The organism is Altererythrobacter sp. CAU 1644 (assembly GCF_029623755.1).
Classification (GTDB): domain Bacteria; phylum Pseudomonadota; class Alphaproteobacteria; order Sphingomonadales; family Sphingomonadaceae; genus Erythrobacter; species Erythrobacter arenosus.
Window position 1 is genome coordinate 2,713,044 of the sequence record NZ_CP121106.1, and the last position, 16,078, is coordinate 2,729,121.

Genomic DNA, 16,078 nt, shown 5'->3' on the forward strand with positions numbered 1-16,078 from the left:
GGTGGCAACGGTCGAAGTCCCGGAAAAGGTCCGAGAAATATGCCTACACGTTGAACTTGAACAGCATCACGTCGCCGTCCTGAACCAGGTACTCCTTGCCCTCCTGGCGTAGCTTGCCCGCTTCCTTCGCTCCGTTCTCGCCGCCCAGGGCGATGTAGTCGTCGTAGGCGATCGTTTCGGCGCGGATGAAGCCCCGTTCGAAATCGGTGTGGATTTCGCCGGCAGCCTGCGGAGCCTTGGCGCCCGCAGGGAAGGTCCAGGCGCGGGCTTCCTTGGGGCCAGCGGTGAAGAAGGTGTTGAGGCCGAGCAGCTTGTAGCCTGCGCGGATTACGCGGCTAAGCCCGCTTTCCTCGAGCCCGAGTTCTGCCAGGTACTCCTTGCGGTCCTCTTCCGGCATGGCGACAAGTTCGCTTTCAATCGCGGCAGAAACTACCACGGCCTGCGCCCCTTCGCGCTCTGCCTTGGCGAACACTTCGTCCGACAGCGCATTGCCCTTGGCAGCATCCTCTTCGGCGACATTGCAGACATAGAGGACCGGCTTGGCAGTGAGCAGCTGAGCTTGCGCAAATAGCCGGGCTTCTTCGTCATCCTTGGGTTCTGTGAGGCGAGCCGGCTTGCCGTCGCGCAGAAGCTCCAGCGCCTGTCCCAGGACGCTGGCCATGGCTTTGGCTTCCTTGTCGCCGCCGGTCGCGCGCTTGGCAGCGGCGGGCACACGCTTTTCGAGGCTTTCCAGATCAGCGAGCATCAGCTCGGTCTCGACTACTTCGGCATCGGCGATCGGATCGACCTTGTTGGCGACGTGCTGGATGTCGTCATCCTCGAAACAGCGCAGGACATGGACGATCGCGTCCACTTCGCGGATGTTGCCGAGGAACTGGTTGCCGAGGCCTTCGCCCTTGCTCGCGCCTTTCACCAGTCCGGCGATGTCGACGAAGGCAAGCTGCGTCGGAACGATCTTGGCCGAACCGGCAATTGCGGCGATCTTGTCGAGCCGTTCGTCAGGGACGGAAACCTGGCCGACGTTCGGTTCGATCGTGCAAAAGGGATAGTTCGCGGCCTGTGCAGCCTGCGTCTCTGTCAAAGCATTGAAAAGGGTGGACTTGCCGACATTGGGCAAGCCGACGATCCCGCAACGGAAACCCATCGAAAACTCCGGAAGTAGGGTGGTTGGCAGCCCCCTTAGCGAGTTGCGGGCGCGAGGGGAAGCGTGCCGCTCGACAGCGAGCCTGCGCATGCTAAGCAGGAGCCGAAAGCTTCATGGGGAGGAAGTATGCGTTCGGTATTACTGGCAGGCGCGGTGGCGTTGGCGGTGGCGTTGAGCGTTCCGGCAGTTGCGGAGGACGCGCTGATCGAAGTCGCCGCGAGCCAGGAAGATGGCAAGATCATGCTCACTCTGCCCGCGGCCGGCCCGGACGGGATCATGGCGCGATACCTTTACGTCGCGCAGATCGAAACCGGCGTCGGTTCCGCAGCTACGGGTGTGGATCGCGGCGCGCCGTTGCGGACCGGCATCATCCGCTTTCGCCGCATGGGTAAGAAGGTCCTCGCCGAGCTGGAGAACACCACTTTCATTGCTCCTGCAGGGTCGGCTGCACAGCAGGCCTCGGTTGCGAACAGCTTCACCAATGCAACCTTGTGGGTCGGCGACATCGAGCAGTCGGCAGGCGGGAAGGGCGTGTCCTTCGACTTCGCCCCGTTTCTGGCGATGGATCATTTCGGCTTCGCTCCGCAATTGGGCGAAGGCTATGCGCTGAACGAGAAGTTCTCGCTCGCGGACCCTGCTAAGGTGAAGGCATTTCCCGAGAATGTTGAATTCTCGGCGTTGTTGAGCTTCTCGTCGAAGAAGCCGACCCCCGAACTGCGCAACGTCTCGCCATCTGGCGGGGATGTTTCGCTGTGGGTGCGGCATTCGCTGATCGCTTTGCCCGATGAGCCGATTGCTCCTCGCGCTGACCCCTACAACTTCGCGTTCTCGACCTACAAATACGATTTCTCGGCGCCGCTTGGACGGTCGATGCTGGTCAAGCTGGCCGAGCGGCATCGCCTGGAGAAGGTCGATCCCGCAGCTGAGCGGTCGCCGGTGAAGGAACCGATCGTCTATTACGTCGATGGCGCGGCGCCCGAACCCGTCCGGCAGGCGCTGATCGACGGCGTGGGCTGGTGGGCCGAAGCCTTCGAGGACGCCGGGTTCATCGATGCCTTCCGGGTCGATGTGCTCCCGCCCGAGATCGACCCGCTCGATATCCGGTACAATGTCGTCAACTGGGTCAATCGGGCCACGCGCGGGTGGTCCTATGGCCCCAGCATCGTCGATCCGCGCACCGGCGAAATCCTCAAGGGCAGCGTCATGCTCGGTTCGCTGCGGGTGCGACAGGATATCCTGATATTCCAGGCGCTGATGGGAGCGGGCCTGACCGACAGCGGCCTGCCCGATGACCCGGTTGCCGTGGCACTGGCGCGCATCCGCCAATTGGGCGCGCACGAGGTCGGCCACACGCTCGGCCTCGCACACAATTTCGCGGCGAGTTCGCAAGGTCGCTATTCGGTGATGGATTATCCGGCACCGCGGATCGAACTGGTCGACGGCAAGCTGACCATTGCCGACGCCTATGGCGTGGGCGTGGGCGAGTGGGACAAGTTCGCGATCAAATATCTCTACGCTGCCCGCAGCGATGCGGAGGCGCGGGCAATGGTGCAGGAAGCTCAGGCGCGCGGTTTGCGCTTCGTGGGCGATAGCGATGCGCGCGGGAGCGACAGCGCCAACCCTCACGGATCGCTGTGGGATGATTTCGCCGATCCGGTGGCCGAACTCGGTCGGGTGATGGCGGTTCGACAGGCGGCGCTGGCGCGTTTCGATGCCAACGCTGTCCCCGAAGGACAGGATCTGGCGAGCCTGCGGCGAGCGTTCGTGCCGATCTGGCTGCTCCACCGCTACCAGGTCGAGAGTGCGGCCAAAGCGCTGGGCGGGGTGGTGGCACCACATGCGTTGGCAGGCGACCAAGCGGCAGTCGAAAAGGTTGCAGGGACGGACCAGCGAGCCGCGCTTGACGCCCTGATTTCAGCCATGTCGGTCGAGGCGCTTGAAGTTCCCGCGCGGCTTCAGCCGCTGCTCTCGTATGGTCCTTCGACCGATTACGACTATTCGACCATGATCGAGGTCATGCCGACAGCCGGCGGACCCGTGTTCGATACGCTGCGCGCGACGGAGATCGGGGCGGTGCACGTCCTCGACAGCCTGCTCGATCCGCAGCGGCTCAACCGCCTCGAGATGCAATCCTCGGGCGATGCCGGCACGCCGTCGGCGCATGCGGTCGTCACCCGCCTGGTGGAGCATGCCGATGCTTCGGCGCGGCGCGGAGCCACCGGCCGCCGGATCGCAACCGTCATTGCACTCGATCTCGCCAGGACTGCGCGCGAAGGCCAGCTTTCGCGTTCGATCGCGCTGCAGATCGACGGGCAACTCGCGCGCTGGGCAGACGATTTGGGCAAGGCGAGCGGCACGGGCGAAGAAGCCGACTGGCGCCGTGGTCTGGGCGCGCTGCTCAGCGACAGCGAGAAGCTCTCCGAAGCGGTCAAGGACAAGAAGCTGTTGCCCGACGTCCCGCCGGGAATGCCGATCTGATCAGACCTTGTGCACCGCGCGCATGAGGGGACCGAGTGCGGGTGAACGACCGAGCCATCCCACCTGGGTTTCGGCGCAGACCTCATTGATCGCAAGTTGGGGGATGGACCCGCCGCTGACGGCTTGGCGCAGTGGGCGGGTGCCCTGTGGCATGGCGATCAGTTTGGCGATAGCGCGCGGCACATCCATGGGATCGGCGCTGCGACCCGATCCGTCTTCGTGGCCCATCCGATCGAATTGCGCCGGATAACCTGCCGCATGATGATCCGGTGTGCGGGCCTTGAGCGCGGCGGAGTACATGTTTCGATTGACCCAAACCTTCGTCGGGTAGCCGCCCGGTTCGATGATCGTGACATCGATATTGTGCGGTACGAGTTCGTAGGCGAGCTGCTCGCTCATCGATTCCAGCGCAAACTTGGTCGCCGAATAATGGCCCGAATACGGGACGATGACCCGGCCCAGCTGGCTCGATATCTGGATGATCTGGCCCGATCCGCGCTCGCGCATGCCCGGCAGGAACGCGCGCGCCAGGCGGTGCGGCCCGAACACGTTCGTTTCGAATATCAACCGCGTGGCTTCCATGTCCTGGATTTCGACGGGCGAAGTGATCCCGATGCCCGCATTGTTGATCAGGACATCGATCGCGCCGCCGCCGAGGGCGCGGTCGACATAAGTCACCGCATCTTCGATCTCGGACGGCTCGTTCACGTCGAGTCGCAGCACCTCGATGTCGAGATCGTCATTCCTGGCGACCGCGATCAATTCTTCGGCCTCGGGGCGCGGCGTGTTGCGCATCGTGGCAAACACCTTCGCCCCCAGCCTGGCATAGTGTTCTGCGCCGAGCCGGCCGAATCCGGAGGAACAGCCCGTGATGAGAATGCTCTTGCCCGAAAGATCGGGCATGAACTCGAGTGCGTCACCTTGTGCAAGCGAAGTGGTCGCGGCCAGGGCGCCCGTGGCTGCGATCCCTGTCATGAGCGAACGGCGGGTTACATCGGGCACTGCGGGTCTCCTCTCGCCGCGCATCATAGCGCCTATTCGGCGGGTATCGAGTCCAACCAGGCTGTCGCCTCTGACGGGGACCGGAGTTGGACAACCTTGTCCCAATGCCCTTCAAGGCGATCGTGCAGGCGAATGCGAGGGCCGGCGTTCCAGCGGGCGACATACCAAAGGAAAGAGAGGTCGAGCCGCTCGGGGCATCCGTCGGTCATGTCGAACCGGGTTTCGCCCCATCCCGTGACGATGCGTTTCAGAACGCGTAGCAGGCACAGGGTTATCGGGTAATCGAGATAGACGATTGTGTCTGCGCGCGGTGTACGGATGTCGAGCGTGCCGCCGTAGGTCCCGTCGATCACCCAGCGCTCTTTCGCGACGACTTTGCCCAACCGCTCCCTGACTTCTGCTTTGCTGGATTCAACCCATCCAGGCTTCCAGTTGAGCTGGTCCATATGGATGAGAGGCAGGTCGAGCTTCTCCGCGAGATCGCGAGCAAGCGTAGACTTGCCCGCTCCGCATGGGCCGACGACCAGGACGCGCAGCATCGCTCTCAATCCTGCAGGCGCAGGGCTATGTCGCTCATGAAACGGGGGTCGTCGCCTTTCGCCAGCCATTCTGCCTCAGCACCTATCGCCCCCAGCATCTGTACCAGATCGCCCTGTTCGCTCTTGCCATAATTGCCGAGCACATATCCTGTCACCCGATCCTTGTGTCCCGGGTGCCCGATACCAATACGGACCCGGCGGAAATCCTCGCCGATATGCTGGATTGTCGAGCGGATACCGTTGTGCCCGGCAGCCCCGCCGCCGCGCTTCACCTTGACGCGAAAAGGGTCGAGATCGAGTTCGTCGTAGAATACGGTCACGTCCTGCGGTTCCAGCTTGTAGTAGCGCATGGCCTCGCCAATCGATTGACCCGACTTGTTCATGAAGGTCGCCGGCTTGAGCAGCAGGATTCTCTCCGATCCGATGCGGCCTTCCTGGGTCCAGCCTTGGAACTTCTTCTGCGTCGGAGCGAAACCATGCATTTCGGCAATAACGTCGCAAGCCATGAAGCCGACGTTGTGTCGGTTCATCGCATATTGCGGTCCAGGATTTCCGAGGCCTACCCAAAGCTGCATGCGCGCCCTCTAGCGGCAGCCACCCGAAATGCAAAACGCCGGGCCTCTCGCGAAGCCCGGCGCCTTGGTGATTGCGTTAAAGAAGGGAAGATTACTCTTCGCCGCCCTCTGCAGCTTCTTCGCCTTCGTCGCCGTCCTGTTCGGTGGCTTCGACTTCATCGGCGTCGACTTCTTCGCCTTCAGCGGCTTCAGCGCCTTCGGCCTTCTTGAGCGCCGACGGAGCGACCAGCGTGGCGATAGTGAAGTCGCGATCGGTAATCGCGCTCACGCTGCCTTCGGGCAGGGTGACTTCGCTGATGTGGATCGAATCGCCGACATCCTTGCCGGTGACGTCGATCTCGATCTCGCCGGGGATCTTGTCGTTTTCGCAGACAAGTTCGAGCTCGTGACGAACGACGTTGAGCACGCCGCCTTTCTTGAGACCGGGCGATGCTTCTTCGTTGAGGAACACAACGGGGACCGAGACCTCGATCTTCCCGCCCTTGGTCATGCGCAGGAAATCGACGTGCTCGGGGCGGTCGGTGACCGGGTGGAGCGACACGTCCTTCGGGAGGGTGCGGATTTTCTTACCGCCAAGTTCGATCTCGACGATCGAGTTCATGAAGTGACCGGTGCCAAGCTGGCGGACCAGTTCCTTCGACTCGACGTGGATCATCGTGGGTTCTTCCTTGCCGCCGTAAATAACGGCGGGGACGCGGCCTTCGCGACGCAATTGACGGGAGACTCCCTTGCCTGCCCGTTCGCGCGCCTCGGCCGGCAGGGTCAGAGCGTCGCTCATGTCACATACCTTTCGAATTGCTTTGGTTTGTCATTCGGTCCGCCACGCCTCCAGGGATGACCATGACGCCGAAGGGCGCGCCTTTAGGGGCATCGCGGATGGAAATCAACTTAAACGTGGTTCTCGCGCCTTACTGGATCCGGGTGACCTTGTAGCCGCGCCGTTCGAGCAGGGTGGGGAGGCCATCCTTGCCAACCAGATGCCCTGCTCCCACGGCGACCAAGGGGCGCTCGGAACGCTCCAGGATTGTGTCGAGCTGGGCCGACCACTCGCGGTTACGCTTGGCAAGGAGCGCCTCGCGAAGTTCGGGATCAGCCATCATCCCTTCGCGGGTCGCCGCCTCGAGTGCAACCATGTCTCCGTGGAGCCAGGCTCTTTGCAACTTCTCCGGCTCGCCACTGCGCTGATCTGCCTCATCGATAACCGCCACCAGCAAGTCCGACTGCTCGCGCTCCGGCAAGGTGTCGAAGATCGCGAGTTGTCTCTCTGCCCCCTCGAATTCTTCGATCGGCCGACCCGAAAAGGCCTTGATCATCGCCAGGTCGGCGCCGTTCTCGGGATCGCCCGTTTCATAGACTTGCGCCAGGCTGAGCGCGACCGCCCAGGTCTCAAGCGCATGAAAGTCGCGCGGCGAATAGCCGGCCTTATCCATGAGGTCGTAGAGCGCTGGGATTTTGCTCGGAGGTACCTTGGTCGCAATATCGGGCTGGTTCGGTGTCATCGCCAGCTTGCGATAAGTTGCGAAAAGCGCCGCGCTGTCATCCAGCGCGGCGATTTCGACTATCAGGCTGTCGGCCCGCTCGATCGTCTGATCGAGCAAGGGCGTTCGCCACTCGGTATCGTCGGGCAGCGAATGGATCGTGCCGAACAACCAGCCTTCGACGGCCCCGTCGGCGCTCGCGACTTCAAACAGCAAGGGCGAGGCGCCGCCGTTTGGATGGCTGGCTTTGTCCTGGCAGCCCGCCAACAGGAGGCAGGCTGCCATCAGTGCGGCGAAGTGGCGTTTCACCTGACGCGCTCGACCTCGATCCCGCGAGCGGCGAGGGCATCCTGCACGCTCTGCTCGCCAGCAAGGTGACCTGCACCCACGGCCATGAAGACCGTTCCCGGCGTGTCGAGCCGCGTATCGATCCATTCGGCCCAGTTGCGATTCCGGCTGTAAAGCAGGGCTTCGGTCAGGGCTTCGTCGGTGAAGCCTTCATTCATCAGCTTGGCCAGTTCGACCGCATCGCCTTCGACCCATTCTGCCACCATCGCGTCGAGCTGATCCTTGATCTTGTCGACATTATTCGAAGCTTCGATGAGGAAGTCGATCTGGGCGTCCTGCGGCAATCCATCGAACAGGCCGATCTGGAATTCGATCGTTTCCAGCGATCCCTTTTCGCGTTCGCCAGCTTCGCGCAGAATGACTGCCTCGACACCGCTGTCGGGCGAATAGCCCTGCTGCATCAGCGGCAACATGGACATCATCATGCCGGCGTACCAGGGTTCGAACCGGTCAAACCCGGCAACCGGGATTCCGATCTTGCCCATTGCGGTCTCGAAAGCGGCCTTCTGCTCCTCATCGAGCAAAGAGCGAAGCGTAACGTCTTCGGGCAGGATACCTTTCGACATGACGAGCTGCTGCATCGAGGCGGCCATCGCCTCGTCCATCTCGATCTCCGTGACGACGGCCTCGGATGACGCCAACGCTTCGGCAATCTCGCCGTCGAACCATTTCACGTCTTCAGGAAGCGCGTGGACGGTGCCGAACAGGTAGATCGTCGTGTCTTCGTCCGCAGCTTTCCAGAGGGCAGGGCCAGTCGGTGCCGTTTCGATAGTTTCGACGGTCGCGGCGGCATCTTCAGCCAGAGCCGATGTGGAGGAGAAGATCAGTGCTGCGGCAAGGGCCGCCGATCGCTTGGACGGGGTTTTTCTCATGATGCAGCTCCTTGGGGTCCGAGTTTGAATGAAGAATTAAGGGCACCTTCAACGCCAGCCAAGCTTTCTCAGGCCATAGGTCGCAAGCATGACGGCAAGTGCGGCAATGATTATTGCTTCGGCATTCGGCTGTGTTGTCACACCGAGTTCGGCCAATAGGTACCAGGCACCGAAGGAAATCAGCCCGCCATAGAAACCGATCAGATGCGCCCATAGATTGTCCATCAGGTCGAGTTCGTCGATGCGGCGCAGATAGTCTCGGGTTGAGTAGATAAGCGCAACAATGGTCACGGCAATGACGGCCAGCGGTAGCCAGAGCGGAACTTCGCCGGCCTGAAAGGCATCCGTCAGATATCCGCTCAGAAATCCGGCAGCACCGAAAACGACGAGACTGATACTCATGTAACGCCAGAACTTGCGACGACGCGTCTGGAGGAGCTTCTCCCCGTTGGGCATCGCGTCTTTAGAGGCCGTCATCGAAAATCTCCTCGATCGGCAGGTTGAAGAGCCGGGCGATCCTGAACGCCAGCGGGAGTGAGGGGTCGTGTTTGCCGGTTTCGATTGCATTCACGGCTTGTCGTGAAACCTCAAGCCGTCCGGCCAGTTCGGCCTGGCTCCAATCGCGTTCAGCACGCAAGACCTTTAGGCGATTGTTCATCAGGTCAACCGATCAGCAGGGTGATCTTCGCGACAATGGATCCCAGGCCAAATCCGGCGAAGAGCAGCGTGGCATCGGTTAGCCTTCTTACAAGCAAGGGCGATTGATCGTAGGTCATGGGCAATTTCCTGTCATGTTACGCTGACGTAGTGTCAGGTATGCCTGACTATATGTCGCGATTCGCTGACTATGTCAACACTACCTGACATAATGTCGCAATCTTACGACATCGGCAGGTGCGCGGAACTGCGGCGTTGACGCGTCACAGGGCATGCTCCATGGGCGCGCCCATGAGTTTCGAACCGCAAGAGCGCGATCCCAAGGCGTCCTTCCAGGACATGATATTGACGCTCCACGACTTCTGGAGCGCGCAGGGCTGCGTGATCCTGCAGCCCTATGACATGCGGATGGGGGCAGGGACGTTCCACACCGCGACGACACTGCGCGCGCTGGGACCGGAGCCGTGGAATGCGGCCTTCGTGCAGCCGAGCCGCCGGCCGACCGATGGGCGCTATGGCGAGAATCCCAACCGGCTGCAGCATTACTATCAGTACCAGGTGATCATGAAGCCGAGCCCGGCGAACCTGCAGGAACTCTACCTGCAGAGCCTCGCTGCGATCGGGATCGACCCGCTCAAGCACGATATCCGTTTCGTCGAGGACGACTGGGAAAGCCCGACGCTCGGCGCCTGGGGGCTGGGCTGGGAGGTCTGGTGCGACGGGATGGAAGTGACCCAGTTCACCTATTTCCAACAGATGGGCGGGTTCGACTGCAAGCCGGTCGCAGGCGAGCTGACCTACGGGCTCGAGCGCCTCGCCATGTATATCCAGGGTGTCGACAGCGTCTACGACCTGGCGTTCAATTCCGCCGGGGTGAACTATGGCGACGTCTTCCTCGAGAACGAGAAGCAGATGTCGAAGTGGAACTTCGAAGTCGCCGATACCGACGCGCTGTTCGACCTGTTCAACAAGGCAGAGGCGGAGTGCAAGAACGCGCTCGGCGCTGACGTTCCGATCGCCGCTTACGAGCAGGCGGTTGAGGCGAGCCATCTGTTCAACCTGCTGCAGGCGCGCGGCGTGATCAGCGTGCAGGAACGCGCCAGCTACATGGGCCGCGTGCGCGACCTCGCGCGCTCCTCCTGCGAGAAATATGCCGAGAAGATGACGCCCGAATGGCAGGCCAAATATCCGGAGTGGAGCCTGTGAGCGACTTCCTCCTCGAACTGCGCAGCGAAGAAATCCCCGCCCGCATGCAGGCGGGTGCGCGGGCCGAACTGGAAAAGCTGTTCCGCCGCGAGATGGAGGCTGCCGGCGTTGCCGTGGGTGAGATCACCGTGTGGTCGACGCCGCGCCGCCTTGCGCTCATTGCGCGCGACCTTCCGGAAGCAACCGAGGCGGTCAGCGAAGAAGCCAAGGGTCCGCCCGAAGGCGCGCCCGACCAGGCGATCGACGGTTTCTGTCGGAAGAACGGCGTAACCCGCGACCAGCTCGAACTGCGCGACGTCAAGGGCCGCAACACCTGGTTCGCCGTGATCGAGAAACCGGGCAGGGCGACCAAGGACCTGCTGGCCGACGCCATTGCGGCAGTCATTCGCGACTTTGCCTGGCCCAAGTCGATGCGCTGGGGTGCGGCCTCGCTGTCGACCGAGAGCCTGCGCTGGGTGCGCCCGCTATCGGGTATCGTCGCGATCATCGGTGAGGAACTCGTCGAATGCGAGGTCGACGGCATTGCGAGCGGCTACGCGACGCTCGGCCACCGCTTCCATTGCCCCGGCGAAATCACCATCGGTTCAGCCGCCGACTACGCCGAGAAGCTGCGCGCCTGCCATGTCATCGTCGACCATGAAGAGCGGCAGAACACGGTTCGTGAGGGCGCCAAGCAGGCGGCCGAGGCTGCCGGGCTGACGCTGGTCGAAGACGAGGGTCTCGTGATCGAGAACGCGGGCCTGACCGAATGGCCGGTTCCGCTGCTCGGTCGTTTCGACGAAGAATATCTCGATGTTCCGCCCGAGGTGATCCAGCTTACCGCACGCGTGAACCAGAAGTATTTCGTCTGCCAAGACGGGGGTGGCAAGCTTGCAAACGCCTTCGTCTGCACATCCAATATTGCCGCCGCCGATCCGGCGGTGGTTGTCGATGGCAATCGCAAGGTGCTCGCGGCACGGCTCTCCGATGCGCGATTCTTCTGGGAACTCGATCAGAAGACCACACTTGCCGAGCATGCGAAGAAGCTCGAGCGGATCACCTTCCACGAGAAGCTGGGCACGGTCGCCGACAAGGTCGAGCGTGTCGCAAAGCTGGCGCGCTGGCTGGTCGAGGAAGGCATCGTCAAGGGTGCCGATGCGGACCAGACCGAACAGGCCGCGCGGCTCGCCAAGGCAGACCTCGTCACCGAGATGGTCGGCGAGTTCCCCGAGTTGCAGGGCCTGATGGGCGGATATTACGCCGAGAAGGAAGGCTTGCCGCAGGAAGTCAGCGACGCGATTCGCGATCACTACAAGCCTGTCGGGCAGGGCGATGAAGTGCCCACCGCGCCGGTGACTATGGCGGTGAGCCTGGCGGATAAGCTGGATACGCTTGTTGGCTTTTTCCGCATTGGCGAGAAGCCTACTGGGTCGAAAGATCCATTCGCTCTTCGGAGAGCCGCGCTTGCAGTATTGAGAACAATCAACGAGCTCGGCCTGAGATTGAATCTCGAAAGTCTGCTTGTGTGGCGGATCGGCGAAGGTGATGCCGAAGCAATCAACGATTGGGATGCGAGGTTCGCTCGAACAGGGCTTCAATTGCGGGATGTCTTTGACTCAGAAAATCCGGCAGAGCTCATTGAACAAGCACCCGATGAAGCTAATTCTGAATTTTGGGACGAGGTTTCGACCAGTGTAAAATCTGCCTACGCCAAGGCGGTTGAACTCCTCGACTTCTTCGCTGACCGTCTCAAGGTCCAGCAGCGCGAAGCGGGCGTTCGCCACGATCTGATCGACGCGGTGTTCGCACTGGGCGGCGAGGACGACCTCGTCCGCCTGCTCGCCCGCGTCCATGCGCTCCAGTCCTTTATGGACACCGAAGACGGCGCCAACCTTCTCGCCGGCTACAAGCGCGCCGCCAATATCCTCAAGAAGGAAGACTGGCACGGCATAGAAGGCGAGATCGCCCGGACCGGCGAGGAAGACCCGCTGGCGCTGGTCGACGATCCCGACATGAAGGCAGTGATCGACGCCAAGATGTCCGAACGCCATGCAGCAGAGCTTTCCTACTCGCCCGAACCGGCCGAAAAGGCGCTGATCGACGCGCTCGATGCGGCCGAGCCCAAAGCGGCCAAGGCCATCGAGGCCGAGGATTTCGCAGCCGCCATGGCTGCCCTCGCATCGCTGCGCGCACCGATCGACAGCTTCTTCGACGAAGTCACGGTAAATGATAGCCAAGAAAACAAACGCGCATATCGCCTCGACCTGCTTGCACGGTTCCGTGCTGCAGTGCACAACGTCGCGGATTTCAGCCGTATCGAGGGCTGATTTTTGACATTTGAACCGTGTTCCATGTGTTCCATCGGTTCAGACTAACAGGGATTGGCATGAACAAGACGGTCTACACTTTCGGCGGTGCGGCTGATCATTCGGACCCGCGGCAGGCGGACAAGACCGTAACCGGGGGGAAGGGCGCGAACCTTGCCGAGATGGCGCGGATCGGCCTGCCGGTGCCGCCCGGCTTCACCATCACGACCGAGGAATGCGTGCGCTACCTGCAGGAGGGCGCGGATTTCTCCGATGATTTGCGAGGGCAGGTTGCCGAGGCGCTGAAACATATCGAGGCGACCGTCGGCAAGAAGTTCGGCGATGCTTCCGATCCGCTGCTGGTGTCGGTCCGTTCGGGTGCGCGCGTCTCCATGCCGGGGATGATGGACACCGTCCTCAACCTAGGCCTCAATGACGAGACAGTGCAGGGCCTCGCCAGCGCTTCGGGCGATGAACGCTTCGCCTGGGACAGCTACCGCCGCTTCATCCAGATGTATTCCGACGTGGTGCTCGGGCTTGATCACGGGCTGTTCGAGGAAGCGCTCGAGATCACCAAGGAAGACAACGACTATTACGCCGATACCGAGATGACGGCGGACGATTGGAAGACGCTGGTCGCGGAATACAAGTCGCTGGCGGAAGAAGAACTCGGCCATCCGTTCCCGCAAGACGTCCACGAGCAGCTGTGGGGTGCGATCAAGGCGGTGTTCGACAGCTGGGATTCGGACCGGGCCAAGGTCTATCGCCGGCTCAACGACATTCCGGCCGACTGGGGCACCGCCGTCAACGTCCAGGCGATGGTGTTCGGCAATATGGGCGACACTTCGGCCACCGGCGTTGCCTTCACCCGCGATCCGGCGACCGGCGAGAAAGCCTATTACGGCGAATACCTGATCAACGCGCAGGGCGAAGACGTGGTGGCGGGGATCCGCACGCCGCAATATCTGACCAAGGCCGCGCGCGAGGCCGCCAACGCCAAGCCGCTCTCGATGGAAGAGGCGATGCCCGAGCCCTATGCCGAGCTCGCCCATGTCTTCGACCTGCTCGAAAAGCACTACAAGGACATGCAGGACATCGAGTTCACGGTGCAGCAGGGCAAGCTCTGGATGCTCCAGACCCGCAGCGGCAAGCGCACGGCCAAGGCCGCGCTCAAGCTTGCGGTGGACATGGTTGGCGAAGGGCTGATCGACGAGAAAACCGCGATCCGCCGGGTCGACCCGATGGCGCTTGACCAGCTGCTTCACCCGACACTCGATCCAGAGGCCAAGCGCGATGTACTGACCAGCGGATTGCCTGCTTCGCCCGGTGCCGCGAGTGGCAAGATCGTGCTCGACGCCGACACTGCCGAGAACTGGGCGCAGCGCGGCGAGAAGGTGATCCTCGTCCGCGTCGAAACCTCGCCCGAAGACATTCACGGCATGCACGCCGCGCAGGGCATCCTTACCGCACGTGGCGGCATGACGTCGCATGCGGCCGTGGTTGCACGCGGCATGGGGCGACCCTGCGTTTCGGGCGCGTCGCAGGTCTCGATCGACCGCCAGGCCAAGACGCTGCTGATCGGCAATCGCGAACTCAAGGAAGGCGACACGATCACGCTCGATGGCGGCAATGGCCAGGTCATGGCGGGCGAAGTCCCGACGATCGAACCAGAGCTGGCCGGCGATTTCGCGCGGCTGATGGAGTGGGCCGACAAGCACCGCCGCATGCGCGTGCGGACCAATGCCGAAACGCCGCACGATTGCCGGATGGCTCGCCAGTTCGGAGCCGAAGGTATCGGCCTGTGCCGGACCGAGCACATGTTCTTCGATGCCGGACGCATCAGCGCGGTGCGCGAGATGATCCTCGCCGATGACGAACGCGGGCGGCGGGTTGCGCTCGAGAAGCTGCTGCCCGAGCAGCGCAAGGACTTCCGCGAGATATTCGAGGTCATGGTCGGGCTGCCGTGCACGATCCGCCTGCTCGATCCTCCGCTGCACGAGTTCCTGCCGCATGGCCATGCCGAGTTCGAGGAACTCGCCAATGCGACCGGCGTGGGGATCGACCACCTCAAGCGCCGCGCAGGCGAATTGCACGAATTCAACCCGATGCTCGGCCATCGCGGCTGCCGCCTCGGTATCACTTTCCCCGAGATCTACGAGATGCAGGCGCGCGCGATCTTCGAAGCCGCCTGCGAGGTTGCCCGTGAAAGCGGCGAAGCGCCGGTGCCCGAGATCATGATCCCGCTGGTTGCGACCAAGCGCGAACTCGAACTGCTCAAGGCTTTGGTCGATCGCGTCGCAAAGCAGGTTTTCGAGGAACAGGGCGCGTCGGTCGAATATCTCGTCGGCACCATGATCGAGCTGCCGCGCGCCGCGCTGATGGCGGGCGAAATTGCCGAGGAAGGCGCGTTCTTCTCCTTCGGCACCAACGACCTGACGCAGACGACGCTGGGCGTATCCCGCGACGACAGCGCGCGGTTCCTTGCGCCCTATGTCGACAAGGGCATTTTCCCGCGCGACCCCTTCGTCAGCCTCGATATCGATGGCGTCGGCCAGCTGGTCGAACTGGCGGCCGAGCGGGGCAGGGCGACTCGGCCCGACATCAAACTCGGCATTTGCGGCGAGCATGGCGGCGATCCGGCCTCGATCGACTTCTGCGAGAAGGTCGGGCTCGATTACGTCAGCGCCTCGCCCTACCGCGTTCCGATTGCGCGGCTTGCTGCGGCGCAGGCTTCGCTGGGAAGCTAGCGCCAGCCCGTCAGGGTGAGAATTTCGAAGGTCTCGGTCGCGCGGCCCTCGCGATCGGTCAGCTCGGCGAACTTGGCGCGGGCGCGCTCCCACCCGCTGCGGGTTAGCGGGGGAGGGGGATCGGCCAGCACGTTGGTCAGGCCTTGGTCGCGCAAATCGGCGATCAGGCGGTCGAGATCGCCATAGCGAACCGACAGCCGATGGGTGTCGACGACCTGGCGGGAGAAACCCGCGCGTTCGAGCAGGGACGTCGCCGCGCGATTATCGACCTGCGGGTGGATCCGCGCTGCCGGCCGATCGCCATCCGCAGCCAGCAGGACCTGTCGCAGCAGTGGCAGGCTTCCCGCTCCGATCATGGGAGCCAACAACAGGCCGCCTTCCGACAGTGCGGCGCGGAGATGGACCAATGCTCCGGGCAGGTCGTTTACGGTGTCGAGGCCAGCGAGCGAAACGATGAGGTCATACGGCCCGCCTTCGACGGGCGCCTCTTCGTTGCGCGCCACAATCGAAGTCACCTCGCAGCCGCGCCTGCCCAGCTCGCTCGTCAGCTCCCTCGTATCGAGCCCGATGAGGAGCGCGCGTGACGGTTCGAGCCGCATGAAATCGACGCGATCGAGCGCCTCGCTTTCCAGATGCTGGAGCAACCAGCAAGCGGGGCCTTCTCCACGCGCAAGCGCTTCGGCACGACTGATCCGTGCCGCCCGCCGTCTGGCAGAAAAGATGTTCGGAACCCCCTGTCCGGCCATG

General features: G+C 62.7%; 14 protein-coding genes. 4 read left to right on the forward strand and 10 right to left on the reverse strand.

What is annotated here, in order from left to right:
• Positions 1-43 precede the first annotated feature (43 nt).
• The gene (gene ychF, locus P7228_RS13525) at positions 44-1,144 is read right to left on the reverse strand and encodes a redox-regulated ATPase YchF (RefSeq protein ID WP_278015757.1); all 1,101 of its coding nucleotides are present in this window, start codon (positions 1,142-1,144) and stop codon (positions 44-46) included.
• Positions 1,145-1,270: 126 nt separating this feature from the next.
• Here ychF and P7228_RS13530 point away from each other — a divergent pair, with 126 nt between their 5' ends.
• The gene (locus P7228_RS13530) at positions 1,271-3,622 is read left to right on the forward strand and encodes a zinc-dependent metalloprotease (protein WP_278015758.1); all 2,352 of its coding nucleotides are present in this window, start codon (positions 1,271-1,273) and stop codon (positions 3,620-3,622) included.
• Here P7228_RS13530 and P7228_RS13535 read toward each other — a convergent pair whose 3' ends face one another.
• The 8 genes from P7228_RS13535 to P7228_RS13570 form a co-directional block, all read right to left on the reverse strand.
• Entirely contained in the window at positions 3,623-4,624 is a 1,002-nt protein-coding gene (locus P7228_RS13535) for an SDR family oxidoreductase (RefSeq protein ID WP_278015759.1), read from the reverse strand.
• 32 nt (positions 4,625-4,656) lie between these two features.
• Entirely contained in the window at positions 4,657-5,163 is a 507-nt protein-coding gene (locus tag P7228_RS13540) for an AAA family ATPase (RefSeq protein ID WP_278015760.1), read from the reverse strand.
• A gap of 5 nt (positions 5,164-5,168) precedes the next feature.
• Positions 5,169-5,738, reverse strand: a complete 570-nt coding sequence (gene pth / locus P7228_RS13545) for an aminoacyl-tRNA hydrolase (RefSeq protein ID WP_278015761.1) — start codon at positions 5,736-5,738, stop codon at positions 5,169-5,171.
• Between the two features lie 91 nt (positions 5,739-5,829).
• Positions 5,830-6,516 (reverse strand): 50S ribosomal protein L25/general stress protein Ctc, encoded by a 687-nt coding sequence (locus P7228_RS13550; RefSeq protein WP_278015762.1) that lies wholly within the window; start codon positions 6,514-6,516, stop codon positions 5,830-5,832.
• Between the two features lie 130 nt (positions 6,517-6,646).
• Positions 6,647-7,525: a TraB/GumN family protein gene (locus P7228_RS13555; protein WP_278015763.1), complete on the reverse strand. Its 879-nt coding sequence runs from the start codon at positions 7,523-7,525 to the stop codon at positions 6,647-6,649.
• Complete coding sequence (locus P7228_RS13560) at positions 7,522-8,436, reverse strand: TraB/GumN family protein (RefSeq protein WP_278015764.1); 915 nt, start codon at positions 8,434-8,436, stop codon at positions 7,522-7,524. The genes P7228_RS13555 and P7228_RS13560 overlap by 4 nt, the downstream gene beginning before the upstream one ends.
• A gap of 48 nt (positions 8,437-8,484) precedes the next feature.
• Complete coding sequence (locus P7228_RS13565) at positions 8,485-8,913, reverse strand: hypothetical protein (protein ID WP_278015765.1); 429 nt, start codon at positions 8,911-8,913, stop codon at positions 8,485-8,487.
• The gene (locus P7228_RS13570; RefSeq protein WP_278015766.1) at positions 8,900-9,094 is read right to left on the reverse strand and encodes a helix-turn-helix transcriptional regulator; all 195 of its coding nucleotides are present in this window, start codon (positions 9,092-9,094) and stop codon (positions 8,900-8,902) included. Before P7228_RS13570 ends, P7228_RS13565 begins: the two co-directional genes overlap by 14 nt.
• A gap of 290 nt (positions 9,095-9,384) precedes the next feature.
• Here P7228_RS13570 and P7228_RS13575 point away from each other — a divergent pair, with 290 nt between their 5' ends.
• The 3 genes from P7228_RS13575 to ppdK are packed head-to-tail and all read left to right on the forward strand — an operon-like array spanning position 9,385 to position 15,331.
• Positions 9,385-10,299, forward strand: a complete 915-nt coding sequence (locus tag P7228_RS13575) for a glycine--tRNA ligase subunit alpha (protein WP_278015767.1) — start codon at positions 9,385-9,387, stop codon at positions 10,297-10,299.
• Positions 10,296-12,605: a glycine--tRNA ligase subunit beta gene (glyS, locus tag P7228_RS13580; RefSeq protein ID WP_278015768.1), complete on the forward strand. Its 2,310-nt coding sequence runs from the start codon at positions 10,296-10,298 to the stop codon at positions 12,603-12,605. The genes P7228_RS13575 and glyS overlap by 4 nt, the downstream gene beginning before the upstream one ends.
• A gap of 59 nt (positions 12,606-12,664) precedes the next feature.
• Positions 12,665-15,331, forward strand: coding sequence for a pyruvate, phosphate dikinase (gene ppdK / locus P7228_RS13585; protein WP_278015769.1), 2,667 nt, complete (start codon positions 12,665-12,667; stop codon positions 15,329-15,331).
• On the opposite strand, the gene P7228_RS13590 is transcribed toward ppdK, so the two are convergent.
• Positions 15,328-16,077 carry a methyltransferase domain-containing protein gene (locus tag P7228_RS13590; RefSeq protein WP_278015770.1) on the reverse strand — a complete coding sequence of 250 codons (750 nt, stop codon included), beginning with the start codon at positions 16,075-16,077 and terminating at the stop codon, positions 15,328-15,330. The two genes, ppdK and P7228_RS13590, sit on opposite strands and share 4 nt — an antisense overlap.
• Position 16,078: the final 1 nt, after the last annotated feature.

Coding starts and splice junctions, on each gene's coding strand:
- P7228_RS13550 (WP_278015762.1), bottom strand. CDS start 6,516: ATGAGCGACGCTCTGACCCTGCCGGCCGAGGCGCGCGAACGGGCAGGC.
- P7228_RS13590 (WP_278015770.1), bottom strand. CDS start 16,077: ATGGCCGGACAGGGGGTTCCGAACATCTTTTCTGCCAGACGGCGGGCG.
- P7228_RS13565 (WP_278015765.1), bottom strand. CDS start 8,913: ATGACGGCCTCTAAAGACGCGATGCCCAACGGGGAGAAGCTCCTCCAG.
- ychF (WP_278015757.1), bottom strand. CDS start 1,144: ATGGGTTTCCGTTGCGGGATCGTCGGCTTGCCCAATGTCGGCAAGTCC.
- P7228_RS13575 (WP_278015767.1), top strand. CDS start 9,385: ATGAGTTTCGAACCGCAAGAGCGCGATCCCAAGGCGTCCTTCCAGGAC.
- P7228_RS13540 (WP_278015760.1), bottom strand. CDS start 5,163: ATGCTGCGCGTCCTGGTCGTCGGCCCATGCGGAGCGGGCAAGTCTACG.
- P7228_RS13570 (WP_278015766.1), bottom strand. CDS start 9,094: ATGAACAATCGCCTAAAGGTCTTGCGTGCTGAACGCGATTGGAGCCAG.
- ppdK (WP_278015769.1), top strand. CDS start 12,665: ATGAACAAGACGGTCTACACTTTCGGCGGTGCGGCTGATCATTCGGAC.
- P7228_RS13530 (WP_278015758.1), top strand. CDS start 1,271: ATGCGTTCGGTATTACTGGCAGGCGCGGTGGCGTTGGCGGTGGCGTTG.
- P7228_RS13560 (WP_278015764.1), bottom strand. CDS start 8,436: ATGAGAAAAACCCCGTCCAAGCGATCGGCGGCCCTTGCCGCAGCACTG.
- pth (WP_278015761.1), bottom strand. CDS start 5,738: ATGCAGCTTTGGGTAGGCCTCGGAAATCCTGGACCGCAATATGCGATG.